We start from the raw sequence: 15,142 nt of genomic DNA on the forward strand, positions 1-15,142 counted from the left end.
TACGCTTTCCTCCTTCAGAGTCAAACACTTTTTTCAGCGTTTTTCTCCGGCGGGGTGAATCACTTCACGCCCTGCTGAGCCGTCTGCGTTGCCGCTTTGCCGTCTCAGTGGTGGCGCATTATAGGGACTTCGTTTCGCCTGACAAGCGCTAATTTGCAGTTTTTGCGCGACCGCTCACTTTCCAGGCAACACGTTGCAAAAACCAGCTGATTCTTGCGAAACAGCATAAAAAAACGGGCCCTGAGGCCCGTTTTTGTCACGTTGCGTTATTGATGTGCGACGATGGCATCGTCCTGCACATCCATTTCGATGGTTTTTCCCGGAACCAGCGCGCCAGACAAAATCTTCTGCGCCAGCGGGTTTTCAATCTGCTGCTGAATAGCCCGTTTCAATGGCCGCGCGCCATAAACCGGATCGTAACCATTTTCGCCCAGCAGTTTCAGCGCCGCGTCGGAAATGTGCAGCTGATAACCGCGCTCTTCCAGACGCTGATACAGCCGCTGCAGCTGAATCTGCGCAATCGAGGCAATATGTTTTTCACCCAGCGGATGGAATACCACCACCTCATCAATACGGTTGATAAACTCCGGACGGAAATGGTGTCCGACGACCGTCATCACCACATCTTTCATTTCCGCGTAATCAAGCGCGCCGAAACGTTCCTGAATCAGATCCGAACCGAGGTTAGATGTCATGATCACCACGGTATTGCGGAAGTCCACGGTGCGCCCCTGACCATCGGTCAGACGCCCGTCGTCCAGCACCTGCAGCAGAATGTTGAACACATCCGGATGCGCTTTTTCCACCTCATCCAGCAAAATCACCGAGTAAGGGCGACGACGCACCGCCTCTGTCAGGTAACCGCCCTCTTCATAACCGACGTAGCCTGGAGGTGCCCCGACCAGACGCGACACCGAATGTTTCTCCATGAATTCCGACATATCGATACGCACCATCGCGTCGTCGCTATCGAACAGGAAATTAGCCAGCGCCTTACACAGCTCGGTTTTACCGACACCGGTCGGTCCAAGGAACAGGAACGATCCGATTGGCCGGTTCGGGTCAGACAAACCGGCGCGGCTACGGCGAATGGCGTTCGATACTGCTTCAACCGCTTCGTCCTGGCCGATAACCCGGTCATGCAGCTCCTGCTCCATCCGCAACAGTTTATCGCGCTCGCCTTCCATCATGCGGGCCACCGGAATACCGGTCCAGCGCGCCAGCACATCGGCGATCTCGACATCCGTTACGCGGTTGCGTAACAGCTTCATGGTTTTACCTTCAGCCTGCGTGGCGCTTGCCAGCTGTTTTTCCAGCTCCGGAATTTTGCCGTACTGCAGTTCCGACATCTGGCCAAGGTCACCCACACGCCGTGCCTGCTCCATAGCCAGACGCGCCTGCTCCAGCTCGGCTTTGATGTTTTGCGTGCCGGTCAGCGAGGCTTTTTCCGCTTTCCACTCTTCTTCAAGCTCAGCATATTCGCGCTCTTTCTGATCCAGCTCGCTTTCCAGCATCTCCAGACGCTTAACGCTGGCGTCATCCGATTCTTTCTTCAGCGCCTGCTGCTCCAGTTTGAGCTGGATGATACGCCGTTCGAGACGATCGAGCGGTTCCGGCTTGGAATCAATCTGCAAACGAATACTCGACGCCGCCTCATCAATCAGGTCGATGGCTTTATCCGGCAACTGGCGATCGGCAATATAGCGGTGCGACAACGTTGCCGCAGCGACAATCGCCGGATCGGTAATTTGCACATGGTGATGCAGCTCATAACGCTCTTTCAGGCCACGCAGAATGGCGATGGTGTCTTCCACGCTCGGTTCGGCGACGAACACTTTCTGGAAACGGCGCTCCAGCGCGGCATCTTTCTCAATGTACTGGCGATATTCATCCAGCGTGGTGGCACCCACGCAGTGCAGTTCACCGCGCGCCAGCGCCGGCTTCAGCATGTTGCCGGCATCCATCGCGCCGTCGGCTTTACCGGCGCCGACCATGGTATGCAGTTCATCGATAAACAGAATGACGTTGCCTTCCTGCTTGGCGAGGTCATTCAGTACGCCTTTCAGGCGCTCTTCAAACTCGCCGCGATATTTCGCACCGGCCACCAGCGCGCCCATATCCAGCGCCAGAACGCGCCGGCCTTTCAACCCTTCCGGCACTTCGCCGTTAATGATGCGCTGTGCCAGCCCTTCAACGATGGCGGTTTTACCAACGCCCGGTTCACCGATAAGCACCGGGTTGTTTTTGGTACGACGCTGCAATACCTGAATGGTGCGGCGAATCTCTTCGTCACGCCCGATAACCGGATCTAACTTGCCGAGCTCAGCGCGCTCCGTCAGATCGATGGTGTATTTTTTCAAAGCCTGGCGCTGATCTTCAGCCCCCTGATCGTTCACGTTTTCCCCTCCCCGCAGTTGCTCGATGGCCTTAGCGAGTTTGTCCGCCGTGGCACCGGCAGACTTCAGTAAGTCCGCCAGCGAGCCGCGCGATTCGAGGGCCGCCAGAACAAATAATTCAGATGAAATAAAGTTGTCGCCGCGCTTTTGCGCCAGCTTGTCGCACAGATTCAGTACCCGGACCAAATCCGCTGATGGCTGAACGTCGCCGTCGGTCCCTTCGACCTGTGGCAAACGATTGATGGCTTGTTCGATGCTGGTACGCAGGCTAGCGACATCCGCCCCCGCCGCACTGAGCAGCGGACGTACCGATCCGCCCTCCTGGTTGAGCAGCGCGCTCATCAGGTGCAGGGGTTCGATGAATTGATTATCGTGTCCCAGAGCAAGGGACTGTGCATCGGCCAGGGCCAACTGGAATTTGTTGGTAAGACGATCCAGACGCATGATTCCTCCCATTACAGGTCAAAATGCTACTGGAGATTAAATGAGGTCATCCCTCAAATTTTCAAGGTTAATGACCTGAGTTGTGAGCAAAAAATACGCTTACTGGATCGTCTTGCGGCGTAAGGTTATCTCAGCCAAATCAAAGTTGCCATACGCCCGGTGATTCCGTCGCGTCGGAAGGAGAAAAAATCGGCGCTTTCCTGATAGGTACAGCGCTTCTCAGCCGTGACAGATCGCACGCCAGCGGCCTGCAGACGCTGGGTTGCCAGCAGCCAGATATCGGCAAAATATTTCTCGCCGGCCGGGCGAAAAGCCGCATCGGCAGCGGCATCCTGCGCCAGGAACGCACTGCGCACCTCGGCCCCCACTTCAAATGCCTGCGGACCAATCGCCGGACCGAGCCAGGCATGAATCTCGCTCGCCGGGCAATGAAACTGTGCCAGCGTTTGCTCCAGCACCCCATGACACAACCCGCGCCAGCCGGCATGTGCCGCGGCAACTTCGCTGCCATCATGGCTGCAAAACAGCACCGGCAGGCAGTCGGCGGTCATCACTGCACACACCACGCCGCTTTCCCGCGTTATCGCCGCATCGGCTCGTGGCAGGGACGCAGCCGCCGGCAGACGCGCCACCGTCTGGCCGTGTACCTGCTCCAGCCACTGCGGCATCGCCGGTAGCGCCAGTTGCCCGACCACGCGCTGACGATTGTGCATCACGCGATCCGCCTCGTCCCCGACGTGCGCGCCGAGGTTGAGGGAATCCCATGGCGCCGCGCTAACGCCGCCGTGCCGCGTGGTCGAATAAGCCTGCACGCGCGCCGGCGCCGGCCACTGCGGCACGATCCAGTCACTCATAGCCAGTCCAGCTGATCGCGGAACTCGTCGGTATCGGCTTTCAGTGCCTCAATCAGATCAACCATGTCCTGCGGCAATGGCGCGTGCCACTCCATCTCAATCCCGGTGATCGGATGATAAAGACGCAGCATAGTGGCGTGCAGCGCCTGGCGGTCAAAACCGCGCAGCGTACTGATAAAAGCCTCAGAAGCGCCCTTTGGCGGACGCGGACGACCACCGTACAGCGGATCGCCCACCAGCGGATGATTAATGTGCGCCATGTGCACGCGAATCTGGTGAGTACGACCGGTTTCCAGGCGCAGGCGTAAGCGCGTATGGGCGCGGAAATGCTCCATGATGCGATAGTGCGTGGTGGCCGGTTTACCCATCGGATGCACTGCCATGTGGGTACGCTTGGTAGAGTGACGCGCCATCGGCTCATTCACCGTACCGCCGGCGGTCATGGTGCCAATCGCCACCGCTTCATATTCGCGGGTGATTTCACGCAGCTGCAGCGTTTCAACCAGATGCGTCTGCGCCGGTACCGTTTTGGCCACTACCATCAGTCCGGTGGTGTCTTTATCCAGACGGTGCACGATGCCGGCGCGCGGCACGTCGGCAATCGCCGGATAGTGATAAAGCAGCGCATTCAATACCGTGCCGTCCGGATTACCGGCGCCAGGGTGGACCACTAAGTCGCGCGGTTTGTTGATCACCAGGATGTGGTCATCTTCATAAACAATATCCAGCGAAATATTTTGCGCTTCCCAGCGCTGCTCCTCTTCGATCTCGGCATCAATCGCCACCCGCTCACCGCCGAGTACTTTCTCTTTCGGTTTATCGATGATGGTGCCGTTGACGCTGACCCGACGCTCAAGGATCCACTCTTTTATGCGGGAACGTGAATAATCAGGGAACAATTCCGCCAAAGTCTGATCTAAGCGTTGTCCAAGCTGTGCTTCGGACACCGTTGCGGTGAGTTGAACTTGTTGTGCCATATACAGCTTCTTCGTTAACGTTGGGTTTTCACGGCGATGCCGTTTAATATAATGTGCTATCGTACTGGTCATTACCGGGAGCTATACGGACAGCTTCCGCCATAACACTTTGAGGATAATCATTTCGTCATGACGCGTATGAAACATCTGGTGGCTGCTGCCACACTGAGCCTGAGCCTGGCACTGGTGGGCTGTTCCGGCTCATCGGACCCGGTCCCGGACAGCCCGCCGTCTGAAATTTACGCCACAGCGCAGCAAAAGCTGCAGGACGGTAACTTTAAAGCGGCGATTAAGCAACTGGAAGCGCTGGATAACCGTTATCCGTTTGGTCCTTACTCGCAGCAAGTGCAGCTGGATTTGATCTACGCGTACTACAAAAATGCCGATCTGCCACTGGCGCAAGCCGCCATTTCCCGCTTTATGCGCCTGAACCCGACGCACCCTAACATTGATTACGTGATCTATATGAAGGGCCTGACGGACATGGCACTGGATGATTCCGCGCTGCAGGGCTTCTTCGGGATCGATCGTTCCGACCGCGATCCTACCCATGCGCGTGATGCATTCCGTGACTTCTCTCAGCTACTGCGCGGCTATCCGAACAGCCAGTACGCGGCAGATGCGCAGAAACGTCTGACGTTCCTGAAAGATCGCCTGGCGAAGTATGAACTCTCCGTGGCGCAATTCTATACCAAGCGCGGTGCCTATGTCGCCGTTGTTAATCGGGTTGAAGGTATGATGCGCGATTATCCGGACACCCAGGCCACGCGTGACGCGCTGCCGCTGATGGAAAATGCCTATCGCCAGCTGCAGCTGACGACGGAAGCCGACAAAGTCGCGAAAATCATTGCGGCGAATAGCGCGTCCTGATTTTCGTTCCATTAAAAAAAGCAGCCGCTGTGGCTGCTTTTTTTGGTCAGAAAACCGTCTGAAATGGGTTTTTCCGCTACGGTTAACTCATCAATCTTGCCCCTATCCCCGCTGTGCATCAAGCTTTTTTCGCCCTTTTCCCGGCCTTTCTCACAATTCGCTGGCATTGACAAAAAGTGACATTCCAATGTGATCCAGATCACACATTTTCCTGATTTGCGCGGTATGCTGGTCCTACCCAGACGGAAATGACAGAGAGGTTTAACTATGATTCTGAACATTACCAGCAAACAAATGGAAATCACTGCGGCAATCCGCAACCATGTCGAAGACCGTCTCGCCAAGCTGGAAAAATGGCAAACCCACCTGATAAATCCGCACATTGTGTTATCGAAAGAGCCGAAAGAATTTGTGGCCGATGCCACCATTAACACGCCAAACGGCACGCTGGTCGCCAGCGCGAAACACGATGATATGTATACGGCCATCAATGACCTGATCGCCAAGCTGGAGCGCCAGCTAAATAAAGCACAGCACAAGCCTGAAGCACGACGTGCCACCAGCAGTGTTAAAGATTTCACCCCTGCCGGGTAATTTATCGCTTTTCAGCAACGCGCCTGCGGGCGCGTTTTTTATTGACAGCTTTTAAGCTGTGCGGTTACTCTCAGTTCACTTTATTGCCGGAATTGATCATGAAACTACTGCCGTTCTTCTTCGCATTCTTTTTTAACTTCCCCTGATTGGGAGGCGATTCGTCGTGTGAAAATGAATGCGAAGACGAACAACAAAGCCTCCCAACCGGGAGGCTTTTTTATTGGACATTTTACAGGTGAGCCCTATGAATCCCGAGAATCCGCTGCTGGCGTTACGCGATAAGATCAGCGCCGTCGATGCCAGGCTGTTAACACTGCTGGCTGAACGGCGCGCGCTGGCCGTTGAGGTAGCGCAGGCCAAGCTGGCCACCCATCGCCCGATTCGTGACGTCGAGCGCGAACGCGCCCTGCTGGAAAATCTCATTGCGCTGGGTAAAAAACATCAGCTGGATGCGCACTACATCACGCGCCTGTTTCAGTTAGTGATTGAGGATTCGGTGCTGACCCAGCAGGCGCTGCTGCAGAAAAACCTGAATCATCCACATGCGCACGCGCCGCGCATCGCCTTCCTCGGCCCAAAAGGCTCCTACTCGCACCTTGCCGCCCGTAAATACGCCACGCGCCACTTCGATTCGATGGTGGAAATGGGGTGTCTGAAATTCCACGACATCATTCAGCAGGTTGAAAGCGGTCAGGCGGATTACGCGGTGATGCCGATTGAGAACACCAGCTCCGGCTCGATCAATGACGTGTACGATCTGCTGCAGCAAACGTCGCTGTCGATCGTCGGCGAGCTGACCATTCCTATCGAACACTGTGTGCTGGTCAGCGGTAATACCGATTTGCAGCAGATTGAAACGGTGTATAGCCATCCGCAGCCGTTCCAGCAGTGCAGCCAGTTCATCAACCGCTTCCCGCAGTGGAAAATCGAATACACCGAAAGCACGGCGGCGGCGATGGAGAAAGTAGCCGCGATGAACTCGCCGCACGTGGCCGCGCTGGGCAGTGAAGCCGGCGGTGAGCTGTATGGTCTGCAGGTGCTGGAGCGCAACCTGGCGAATCAGCAGCAGAACCATACCCGCTTCATTGTGCTGGCGCGTAAACCGATTGAAGTCTCCAGCCAGGTGCCGGCCAAAACCACGCTGATTATGGCGACGGGCCAGCAGGCCGGCGCGCTGGTTGAAGCACTGCTGGTGTTGCGTAATCACAATCTGATCATGAGCAAGCTGGAAAACCGGCCTATCAACGGTAACCCATGGGAAGAGATGTTTTACATTGATGTGCAGGGCAATCTGCAGTCGGAGAACATGCAGCAGGCGCTGGAAGAACTGCGCGCGCTCACGCGTTCACTGAAGGTGCTGGGCTGTTATCCGGGTGAGAACGTGGTACCGGTAGAGCCGCGTCTGTAAAACAAAAAGGCATCCTCACGGATGCCTTAATCATTACTGGCGACTGTCGTTGGCGGAGCGCAGCATACTGCGGCTCTCGACGAGGAAGCGTTTCGCGTAGTCGCCAAACCAGTGTTCCACACGCTCAAAGCTGTTGATGAACGCCTGTTTATCGCCCTGCTCCAGCAGCGTGATGGCTTCACCAAAACGCTGATAGTAGCGTTTAATCAGCGCCAGATTACTTTCCGACGACATGATGATGTCGGCGTACAGCTGCGGGTCCTGCGCAAACAGCCGCCCCACCATCGCCAGTTCGAGACGATAGATAGGCGAGGACAGCGCCAGCAGTTGATCCAGATTGACGTTCTCTTCCGCCAGATGCAAACCGTAAGCAAACGTGGCGAAGTGGCGCAGCGCCTGAATGAACGCCATATTCTGATCATGCTCAACCGCACTGATGCGGTGTAAGCGCGCGCCCCACACCTGAATCTGCTCCAGGAACCACTGATAGGCTTCCGGCTGACGGCCATCGCACCATACCACCACCTGCTTCGCCAGGCTGCCGCTGTCCGGACCGAACATCGGATGCAGTCCCAGTACCGGACCGCTGTGCGCCGCCAGCATCGCCTGCAGCGGACGGTTCTTCACCGACGCCAGATCCACCAGAATGCAGTCATCAGGCAGCGCTGGCAGATCGGCAATGATCTGTTCGGTTAGATGGATCGGCACGCTGATGATCACCATGCCCGCATCGTGCAGCAGTTCGTCCGCGCGCGGCCAGTCATCTTTATCGAGAATACGCACCTGATAACCGGAGAGCGTCAGCATCTTCTCGAACAGGCGTCCCATCTGACCGCCACCACCGACAATCACCACCGGACGCAGTTCAGGACACAGCGTTTTGAAGCCTTTGTCATTTTCATGCGCATAGGATTCACGCATCAGACGACGCAGTACATCTTCGATCAGGTCCGGCGACACGCCGAGCGCTTCCGCTTCCTGACGACGCGAGGCCAGCATACTGGCCTCGCGCTCAGGCACATAAATCGGTAAACCGTAGCGGCTTTTGACTTCGCCGACTTCGGCCACCAGCGCCAGTCGTTTCGCCAGCAGCCCCAGCAGGGCTTTATCTACTTCATCAATTTGATCGCGCAGCGCGGTCAGTTCAGCCACCATGACTCATTACACCTCGTGTGACAGACGCGCCGACAGCACTCCCTGCAGATCCCGATGGATTTCACGCAGCAAGGTTTCAGTGGTTTCCCAGTTGATGCAGGCATCAGTGACGGAAACCCCGTACTTCATCTCGCTACGCGGTTGCTCAGAAGACTGGTTGCCTTCGTGAATATTACTTTCCAGCATCAGGCCAATGATGGAGCGGTTTCCATCTTTAATCTGCGCGATAGCCGATTCGGCTACGCCAGGCTGACGGCGATAGTCTTTGTTAGAATTGCCATGGCTGCAATCTATCATTAAGGCCGGACGCAGTCCCGCTTTCAGCATCTCTTTTTCGCACTGCGCGACATCCTCCGGGCCGTAGTTTGGCGCTTTACCGCCGCGCAGAATCACGTGACCATCCGGGTTGCCCTGGGTTTGCAGCAGGCACACCTGACCGGCCTGGTTAATGCCGACAAAGCGGTGCGGCATCGCGGCGGCGCGCATGGCGTTGATCGCGGTGCCGAGGCTGCCATCGGTGCCGTTTTTAAAGCCTACCGGCATCGACAGGCCAGACGCCATTTCACGGTGCGTCTGCGATTCTGTGGTACGCGCCCCAATCGCCGACCAGCTAAACAGATCGCCGAGGTATTGCGGGCTATTGGGGTCGAGCGCTTCGGTGGCCAGCGGCAGGCCCATCTCCACAAGATTGACCAGCAGCTGACGCGCAATGTGCAGGCCGGCTTCCATATCAAACGAGTTGTTCATGTAAGGATCGTTGATTAACCCTTTCCAGCCGACGGTGGTACGGGGTTTCTCAAAATAGACGCGCATAACGATATACAGCTGATCCTTCAACTGTGCAGAGAGTGTTTGTAACTGACGAGCGTAATCCAGTGCGGCTTCGGTATCGTGGATCGAGCAGGGACCGCACACCACCAGCAGACGCGGATCGCGACCCGCGATGATATCCGCGATGGTCTGGCGGGAAGCGGCAATTTGCGCTTCCTGCGCCGCAGTCAGCGGGAACTTCGCTTTCAGTTCCTGTGGCGTGATTAAAATCTGTTCGTCGGCGATATGCACATTGTTCAGCGCGTCTTTTTGCATGATGGCGATCCTTTTTCACTCGTTATGCGGTTTTACGATCCTCACTGAGGATGACGCTTACTTTACCACAGCATGTAAATCATGCAATCCATGCATGTACACTTTTATTACCACTACCTTTTAGACCACAAAATAAAAGTTAGTTAAAATATATAAATCATGAACTTAACAGCATCAGAGCCTGTAAGATCCACCAAACACCCCTGTAAAGTTATAATTACACCTATCTGACCAGGCCAGATGTTTTTTCCCGACGATACCGCTAACATGCTGTTATCCATTTAATTAATCCAGGATCGCTCTATGTCCATCCCTGAAGTCGCGCTGCGTCCCTTTACTCTGCAGGATGCCGAAGCGTTTACGCATGCCGTTAATCAGTCTCTGGGCAGCCTGCTGCCGTGGATGGTATGGGCACATGCGGATTACAGCGTTGATGAAGCCGTCAGCTGGATCAACTTCACCCATCTGCAGCGTCAAAAGGGTGAAGCTGAAGAGTTCGCGATTGTCGATGGCAACGATCGGTTGCTGGGCGGTGCTGGCTTACGTTATGCGCGTCAGCCCGGTGAGTTCAGTGCGCTGGGCTACTGGGTTCGCAGCGAGGCGCAGCAACAGGGCGTTGCCCGCCGGGCGGTGGCACAGCTGGTGAATCTGGCGTTCGCCCAGCCACACATAACTGTGCTGGAGATTCTTGTTGCAGAAGAGAATCACGCCAGCCGCGCCGTGGCCCTGCGTAGCGGCTTCTCGTTTGTGGATTACCGCTACGGGTTGATTGTTTTGGAGAGCGGGCCGGTCAACACGGCGATCTATCACCTCAGACGCCCATAAAAAAAGGGGCTGGCCTTATGGCCAACCCCTTGTTTGCTATTAACTTTGGGATGTCGCTTACGCGCCAAGACGCTCTTTGATACGAGCTGACTTACCGGTACGCTCACGCAGGTAGTACAGTTTGGCTTTACGCACAGCACCACGACGTTTGACAGTGATGCTGTCAATTACCGGAGAGTGAGTCTGGAAGACACGCTCAACGCCTTCGCCGTTAGAAATCTTGCGAACAGTGAATGCAGAGTGCAGACCGCGGTTACGAATAGCGATAACCACGCCCTCGAATGCCTGCAGACGTTTCTTAGAACCTTCAACGACCCATACTTTCACTTCCACGGAATCACCCGGACGGAAGGAAGGTACGTCCTGTTTCATCTGCTCTTGTTCAAGTTGCTTGATAATGTTGCTCATAATTAAATCTCTTATCCTGGGTAAACTGATAGTCAGGGAAGATTACTCTTCCACCTCATCGTTTTGTTGCTGCTGATGTTCCCGCTGGAACTCACTTAGCAACCTTGCTTGCTCTTCAGTCAGAGCCAGGTTTTCCAGAAGTTCAGGTCTTCTTAGCCAGGTACGGCCCAGCGACTGTTTCAGGCGCCAGCGGCGAATATCGGCATGGTTGCCCGACAGCAGAACTGGCGGAACCTCCATCCCTTCTAACACTTCAGGTCGGGTATAGTGCGGGCAATCCAGCAAACCTTCCGAGAACGAATCCTCATCGGCTGACGCCTGTTTCCCCAGCACGCCAGGAATAAACCGGGCGACCGAGTCAATTAACGTCATCGCTGGCAGCTCACCGCCACTGAGCACGTAATCACCGATTGACCATTCTTCATCAATCTCAGTGTGAATCACACGCTCATCTATCCCTTCATAACGACCGCAAACCAGAATTAACTTCTGGCTGGTCGCCAGTTCGCAAACGCCTTGCTGGTCAAGTTTGCGACCCTGAGGTGAAAGATAAATCACCTTAGCGCCTTCTCCCGCCGCCGCTTTCGCTGCGTGGATAGCATCCCGTAAGGGTTGCACCATCATCAACATACCCGGTCCGCCGCCGTAAGGACGATCGTCCACGGTACGGTGCCGGTCGTGCGTGAAGTCACGTGGACTCCAGCTCTCTATGTTGAGCAGGCCATTTTTTACTGCCCGGCCAGTTACCCCGTACTCGGTAATAGCGCGAAACATCTCTGGAAACAGGCTAATAACACCAATCCACATCGCGTTCGCCGTTACGTTACCGGATTGTCCGGAGATCAAAAACCAGGATCCCAGTCTACTTCAATGGTGCCAGTAGCGAGATCGACTTTCTTGATAACCTGTTCATCAAGAAACGGTATTAACCGCTCCTGTACACCGAATGCATCTTTCAGGTTTGCCTTTACGACGAGAACGTCGTTCGAGCCGGTCTCCATCAAATCAATGACTTTGCCCATCTCGTAGCCGTCGAGGTTTACCACTTTGCAACCCATCAGGTCTTTCCAGTAGTAATCGCCCTCTTCCAGCGCCGGCAGCTGCGTGGAGTCAACCGTAATTTCGCAATTGGTCAACTGTGCCGCAGCGTCCCGATCGTCAATGCCTTTGACTTTGATGATCAGGTCCTGATTGTGGTGCTTCCAACCCTCAAGCTCGACCTGCTGCCATTGACCGGCGCGCTGGATAAACCAGGGTTGATAGTCGAAGATGCTTTCAGCGTCTTCAGTGGAGGAAAACACTTTGAGCCAACCCCGAATTCCGTAAGCGGCACCCATTTTGCCCAGAATGATTGGGTTAACGGGAGGCTGTGCGGCAGGTTTACTGCTCATGCTCACCACCGTGACAGATTAAGCTGCTTTTTTTGCTTCTTTGATCAGCGCGTTAACGCGATCAGAAAGCGTTGCGCCCTGGCCAACCCAGTGCTCAATACGGTCCAGATCCAGACGCAGACCTTCAGCCTGACCAGAAGCGATCGGGTTGAAGAAACCTACGCGCTCGATGAAACGACCGTTGCGAGCATTGCGGCTGTCAGTGACGACGACCTGATAGAACGGACGCTTTTTAGCGCCGTGACGTGCCAAACGAATGGTTACCATAACATCCTCTTTAGTTAATAAAACAACCGGGCCCCATCGAGGAACGGGGCCCGGGTGCAATATAAAAAGCCCGAAAATTTTACTCATTTTGGCGCAAAAAGCAACCTGAGTGTCTCAACTTTTCTGGTTCGGGCTGTGTCGCCTTAGCGGCCGGGGAATCCTGGCGGCATCATACCTTTCATGCCACGCATCATTTTGGCCATGCCGCCCTTCTTCATTTTCTTCATCATGCGCTGCATATCATCAAACTGCTTCAGCAGCCGGTTGACGTCCTGCACCTGCATACCGGAACCGGTGGCGATACGGCGCTTGCGCGAACCTTTGATGATCTCTGGCTTCTCACGCTCTTTGCGCGTCATCGAATTGATGATGGCTTCCATGCGCACCAGCACTTTGTCATCCATCTGCGATTTAACGTTATCCGGCAGCTGGCCCATGCCCGGCAGTTTGCCCATCAGGCTGGCCATGCCGCCCATGTTGCGCATCTGCTTAAGCTGCTCCAGGAAGTCGTTGAGATCGAAACCGTCGCCGGTTTTCAGCTTCTTCGCCAGCTTTTCCGCCTGCTCGCGGTCAACTTTGCTCTCAATATCTTCAATCAGCGACAGCACGTCGCCCATGCCGAGAATGCGCGATGCGATACGGTCCGGATAGAACGCCTCCAGCGCATCGGTCTTCTCGCCCATCCCCATAAATTTGATCGGTTTGCCGGTGATGTGACGAATCGACAGCGCCGCACCGCCGCGCGCATCGCCGTCGACCTTGGTCAGGATCACACCGGTGAGCGGCAGCGCTTCGTTGAACGCTTTGGCGGTATTGGCGGCATCCTGGCCGGTCATGGCATCGACAACAAACAGCGTTTCAACCGGATTAATCGCAGCATGCACCTGCTTGATCTCATCCATCATCGCTTCGTCAACGTGCAGACGGCCGGCGGTATCCACCAGCAGCACGTCATAGAACTGCAGACGGGCTTCTTTCAGCGCGTTGTTAACGATATCCACCGGCTTCTGGCTGAGGTCGGACGGACAGAAATCCACACCGACCTGCTGCGCCAGGGTTTCCAGCTGTTTGATCGCCGCCGGGCGGTAGACGTCCGCAGACACCACCAGCACCTTTTTCTTGTGCTTTTCGCGCAGGAATTTACCGAGTTTACCGACGCTGGTGGTTTTACCGGCACCCTGCAGGCCCGCCATCAGCACCACGGCCGGCGGCTGAGCATTAAGGTTCAGCGCGTTATTTTCGGCCCCCATCGCCGCAACCAGTTCGTTGCGCACGATTTTGATAAACTCCTGACCCGGCGTCAGGCTTTTGTTTACATCCTGCCCCACCGCGGCTTCTTTCACGCGGTTGATGAAATCGCGCACCACCGGCAGCGCAACGTCGGCCTCCAGCAGCGCCATACGCACTTCGCGCAGCGTATCTTTGATGTTGTCTTCGGTCAGCCTTCCGCGGCCACTGATATTGCGCAGGGTTTGCGACAAACGATCGGTTAAATTATCAAACATGCTCTCTCACTTAATAGCGTAGCGAGGCCGCCAGGGCGACACAATGCGGCGGATTATAACACGAAGCCAGGCCGATCTCTGCAATTGACCGTGAGATCGTTTGGAGCCTGCTGCCGCTGGCGCTATACTGCTTTTTTCCTTATCTGACCGACACCTGAAAGGATCTATGTTCGTTTTCGCGATCGTGGCGCTGTTCGCCTACTCTCTCAGTCTTGCATTGATCATTCCGAGCCTGCTGAAACGCAACAGCGGCTGGCGGCGTTTTGCCGTGTTATCCGCCTGCGTGGCGCTGATTGCCCATGCGGTAGCGCTGCAGCAACGCATATTTGCCGTCGATAATGGACAAAACCTTAGCCTGCTGAATATTGGTTCGCTGGTCAGTTTGCTCATCTGCGCCATCATGACTATCGTCGCGTCGCGCAATCGCGGCTGGCTGCTGCTGCCGATTGTTTACAGTTTTGCGCTAATCAATCTGGCCTTCGCCACCTTTGTGCCAAACGCCTTTATCACCCATCTTGAGACCACGCCTGGCATGATGGTGCATATCGGTCTGTCGCTCTTTGCCTATGCCACGCTGATCATCGCGGCGCTGTATGCGCTGCAGCTGGCGTGGATCGACTATCAGTTAAAGAACAAAAAGCTGACGTTTACCCAGGATATGCCGCCGCTGCTCAGCATCGAGCGTAAGATGTTCCACATTACGCAGATTGGCGTGGTATTGCTGACGCTGGTGTTGTGCACCGGCCTGTTCTTTATGAATAACCTGTTCAGCCCGGAAAACATTGATAAAGCGGTGCTGTCGATTATCGCCTGGTTTGTCTACATCGTGCTGCTGTGGGGCCACTATCATGAAGGCTGGCGCGGTCGCCGTGTGGTGTGGTTCAACTGCGGCGGTGCGCTGCTGCTGACCATGGCCTATTTCGGCAGCCGCGTTCTGCAGCACCTGCTCACCTCTCACTAAA

17 protein-coding genes and 1 other annotated feature are annotated in these 15,142 nt (G+C 55.4%); of the genes, 6 read left to right on the forward strand and 11 right to left on the reverse strand.

Annotated features, from left to right (window positions below; genetic code table 11):
* Positions 1–266: 266 nt before the first annotated feature.
* From clpB to rluD, 3 genes are all read right to left on the reverse strand, one after another.
* Positions 267–2,840 (reverse strand): ATP-dependent chaperone ClpB, encoded by a 2,574-nt coding sequence (gene clpB / locus F3J36_RS20335; protein ID WP_166720451.1) that lies wholly within the window; start codon positions 2,838–2,840, stop codon positions 267–269.
* Positions 2,841–2,965: 125 nt separating this feature from the next.
* Positions 2,966–3,694: a purine nucleoside phosphorylase YfiH gene (gene yfiH, locus F3J36_RS20340; protein ID WP_166720452.1), complete on the reverse strand. Its 729-nt coding sequence runs from the start codon at positions 3,692–3,694 to the stop codon at positions 2,966–2,968.
* Positions 3,691–4,671 carry a 23S rRNA pseudouridine(1911/1915/1917) synthase RluD gene (gene rluD, locus F3J36_RS20345; RefSeq protein ID WP_166720453.1) on the reverse strand — a complete coding sequence of 327 codons (981 nt, stop codon included), beginning with the start codon at positions 4,669–4,671 and terminating at the stop codon, positions 3,691–3,693. The genes yfiH and rluD overlap by 4 nt, the downstream gene beginning before the upstream one ends.
* Before the next feature lie 129 nt (positions 4,672–4,800).
* Here rluD and bamD point away from each other — a divergent pair, with 129 nt between their 5' ends.
* A complete protein-coding gene (gene bamD / locus F3J36_RS20350; protein ID WP_058759616.1) occupies positions 4,801–5,541 on the forward strand; it encodes an outer membrane protein assembly factor BamD in 741 nt (246 codons plus the stop codon).
* 11 nt (positions 5,542–5,552) lie between these two features.
* Here bamD and F3J36_RS20355 read toward each other — a convergent pair whose 3' ends face one another.
* On the reverse strand, positions 5,553–5,744 hold the full coding sequence (locus F3J36_RS20355; protein WP_166720454.1) for a hypothetical protein: 192 nt from the start codon (positions 5,742–5,744) through the stop codon (positions 5,553–5,555).
* 64 nt (positions 5,745–5,808) lie between these two features.
* On the opposite strand from F3J36_RS20355, the gene raiA reads away from it, so the two are divergent.
* The 3 genes from raiA (at position 5,809) to pheA (ending at position 7,543) form a co-directional block, all read left to right on the forward strand.
* Entirely contained in the window at positions 5,809–6,135 is a 327-nt protein-coding gene (gene raiA, locus F3J36_RS20360) for a ribosome-associated translation inhibitor RaiA (protein WP_021507319.1), read from the forward strand.
* A gap of 97 nt (positions 6,136–6,232) precedes the next feature.
* Positions 6,233–6,357, forward strand: a sequence feature (Phe leader region).
* The gene (gene pheL / locus F3J36_RS24110; RefSeq protein ID WP_211073251.1) at positions 6,234–6,281 is read left to right on the forward strand and encodes a pheA operon leader peptide PheL; all 48 of its coding nucleotides are present in this window, start codon (positions 6,234–6,236) and stop codon (positions 6,279–6,281) included. (Overlaps the previous feature by 48 nt.)
* 22 nt (positions 6,358–6,379) lie before the next feature.
* Positions 6,380–7,543 carry a bifunctional chorismate mutase/prephenate dehydratase gene (gene pheA, locus F3J36_RS20365; protein WP_021507320.1) on the forward strand — a complete coding sequence of 388 codons (1,164 nt, stop codon included), beginning with the start codon at positions 6,380–6,382 and terminating at the stop codon, positions 7,541–7,543.
* Between the two features lie 33 nt (positions 7,544–7,576).
* On the opposite strand, the gene tyrA is transcribed toward pheA, so the two are convergent.
* Both tyrA and F3J36_RS20375 read right to left on the reverse strand, forming a co-directional pair.
* On the reverse strand, positions 7,577–8,698 hold the full coding sequence (gene tyrA / locus F3J36_RS20370) for a bifunctional chorismate mutase/prephenate dehydrogenase (protein ID WP_021507321.1): 1,122 nt from the start codon (positions 8,696–8,698) through the stop codon (positions 7,577–7,579).
* A gap of 6 nt (positions 8,699–8,704) precedes the next feature.
* A complete protein-coding gene (locus tag F3J36_RS20375) occupies positions 8,705–9,784 on the reverse strand; it encodes a 3-deoxy-7-phosphoheptulonate synthase (protein ID WP_021507322.1) in 1,080 nt (359 codons plus the stop codon).
* Between the two features lie 303 nt (positions 9,785–10,087).
* On the opposite strand from F3J36_RS20375, the gene F3J36_RS20380 reads away from it, so the two are divergent.
* Entirely contained in the window at positions 10,088–10,609 is a 522-nt protein-coding gene (locus F3J36_RS20380) for a GNAT family N-acetyltransferase (RefSeq protein ID WP_166720455.1), read from the forward strand.
* Between the two features lie 57 nt (positions 10,610–10,666).
* On the opposite strand, the gene rplS is transcribed toward F3J36_RS20380, so the two are convergent.
* The 5 genes from rplS to ffh all read right to left on the reverse strand — a co-directional run bounded on the left by rplS (position 10,667) and on the right by ffh (position 14,180).
* A complete protein-coding gene (gene rplS / locus F3J36_RS20385) occupies positions 10,667–11,017 on the reverse strand; it encodes a 50S ribosomal protein L19 (RefSeq protein WP_021507324.1) in 351 nt (116 codons plus the stop codon).
* Positions 11,018–11,059: 42 nt separating this feature from the next.
* Entirely contained in the window at positions 11,060–11,824 is a 765-nt protein-coding gene (trmD, locus tag F3J36_RS20390) for a tRNA (guanosine(37)-N1)-methyltransferase TrmD (RefSeq protein ID WP_021507325.1), read from the reverse strand.
* A 35-nt stretch (positions 11,825–11,859) separates the two neighbouring features.
* The gene (gene rimM / locus F3J36_RS20395) at positions 11,860–12,408 is read right to left on the reverse strand and encodes a ribosome maturation factor RimM (RefSeq protein ID WP_021507326.1); all 549 of its coding nucleotides are present in this window, start codon (positions 12,406–12,408) and stop codon (positions 11,860–11,862) included.
* 18 nt (positions 12,409–12,426) lie between these two features.
* On the reverse strand, positions 12,427–12,675 hold the full coding sequence (rpsP, locus tag F3J36_RS20400) for a 30S ribosomal protein S16 (protein ID WP_007893313.1): 249 nt from the start codon (positions 12,673–12,675) through the stop codon (positions 12,427–12,429).
* Positions 12,676–12,818: 143 nt separating this feature from the next.
* Entirely contained in the window at positions 12,819–14,180 is a 1,362-nt protein-coding gene (gene ffh, locus F3J36_RS20405) for a signal recognition particle protein (RefSeq protein WP_021507327.1), read from the reverse strand.
* A 166-nt stretch (positions 14,181–14,346) separates the two neighbouring features.
* On the opposite strand from ffh, the gene F3J36_RS20410 reads away from it, so the two are divergent.
* A complete protein-coding gene (locus F3J36_RS20410) occupies positions 14,347–15,141 on the forward strand; it encodes an inner membrane protein YpjD (RefSeq protein WP_010617128.1) in 795 nt (264 codons plus the stop codon).
* Position 15,142: the final 1 nt, after the last annotated feature.

The organism is Pantoea sp. Cy-640 (assembly GCF_011752635.1).
GTDB classification, from domain to species: domain Bacteria; phylum Pseudomonadota; class Gammaproteobacteria; order Enterobacterales; family Enterobacteriaceae; genus Pantoea; species Pantoea dispersa.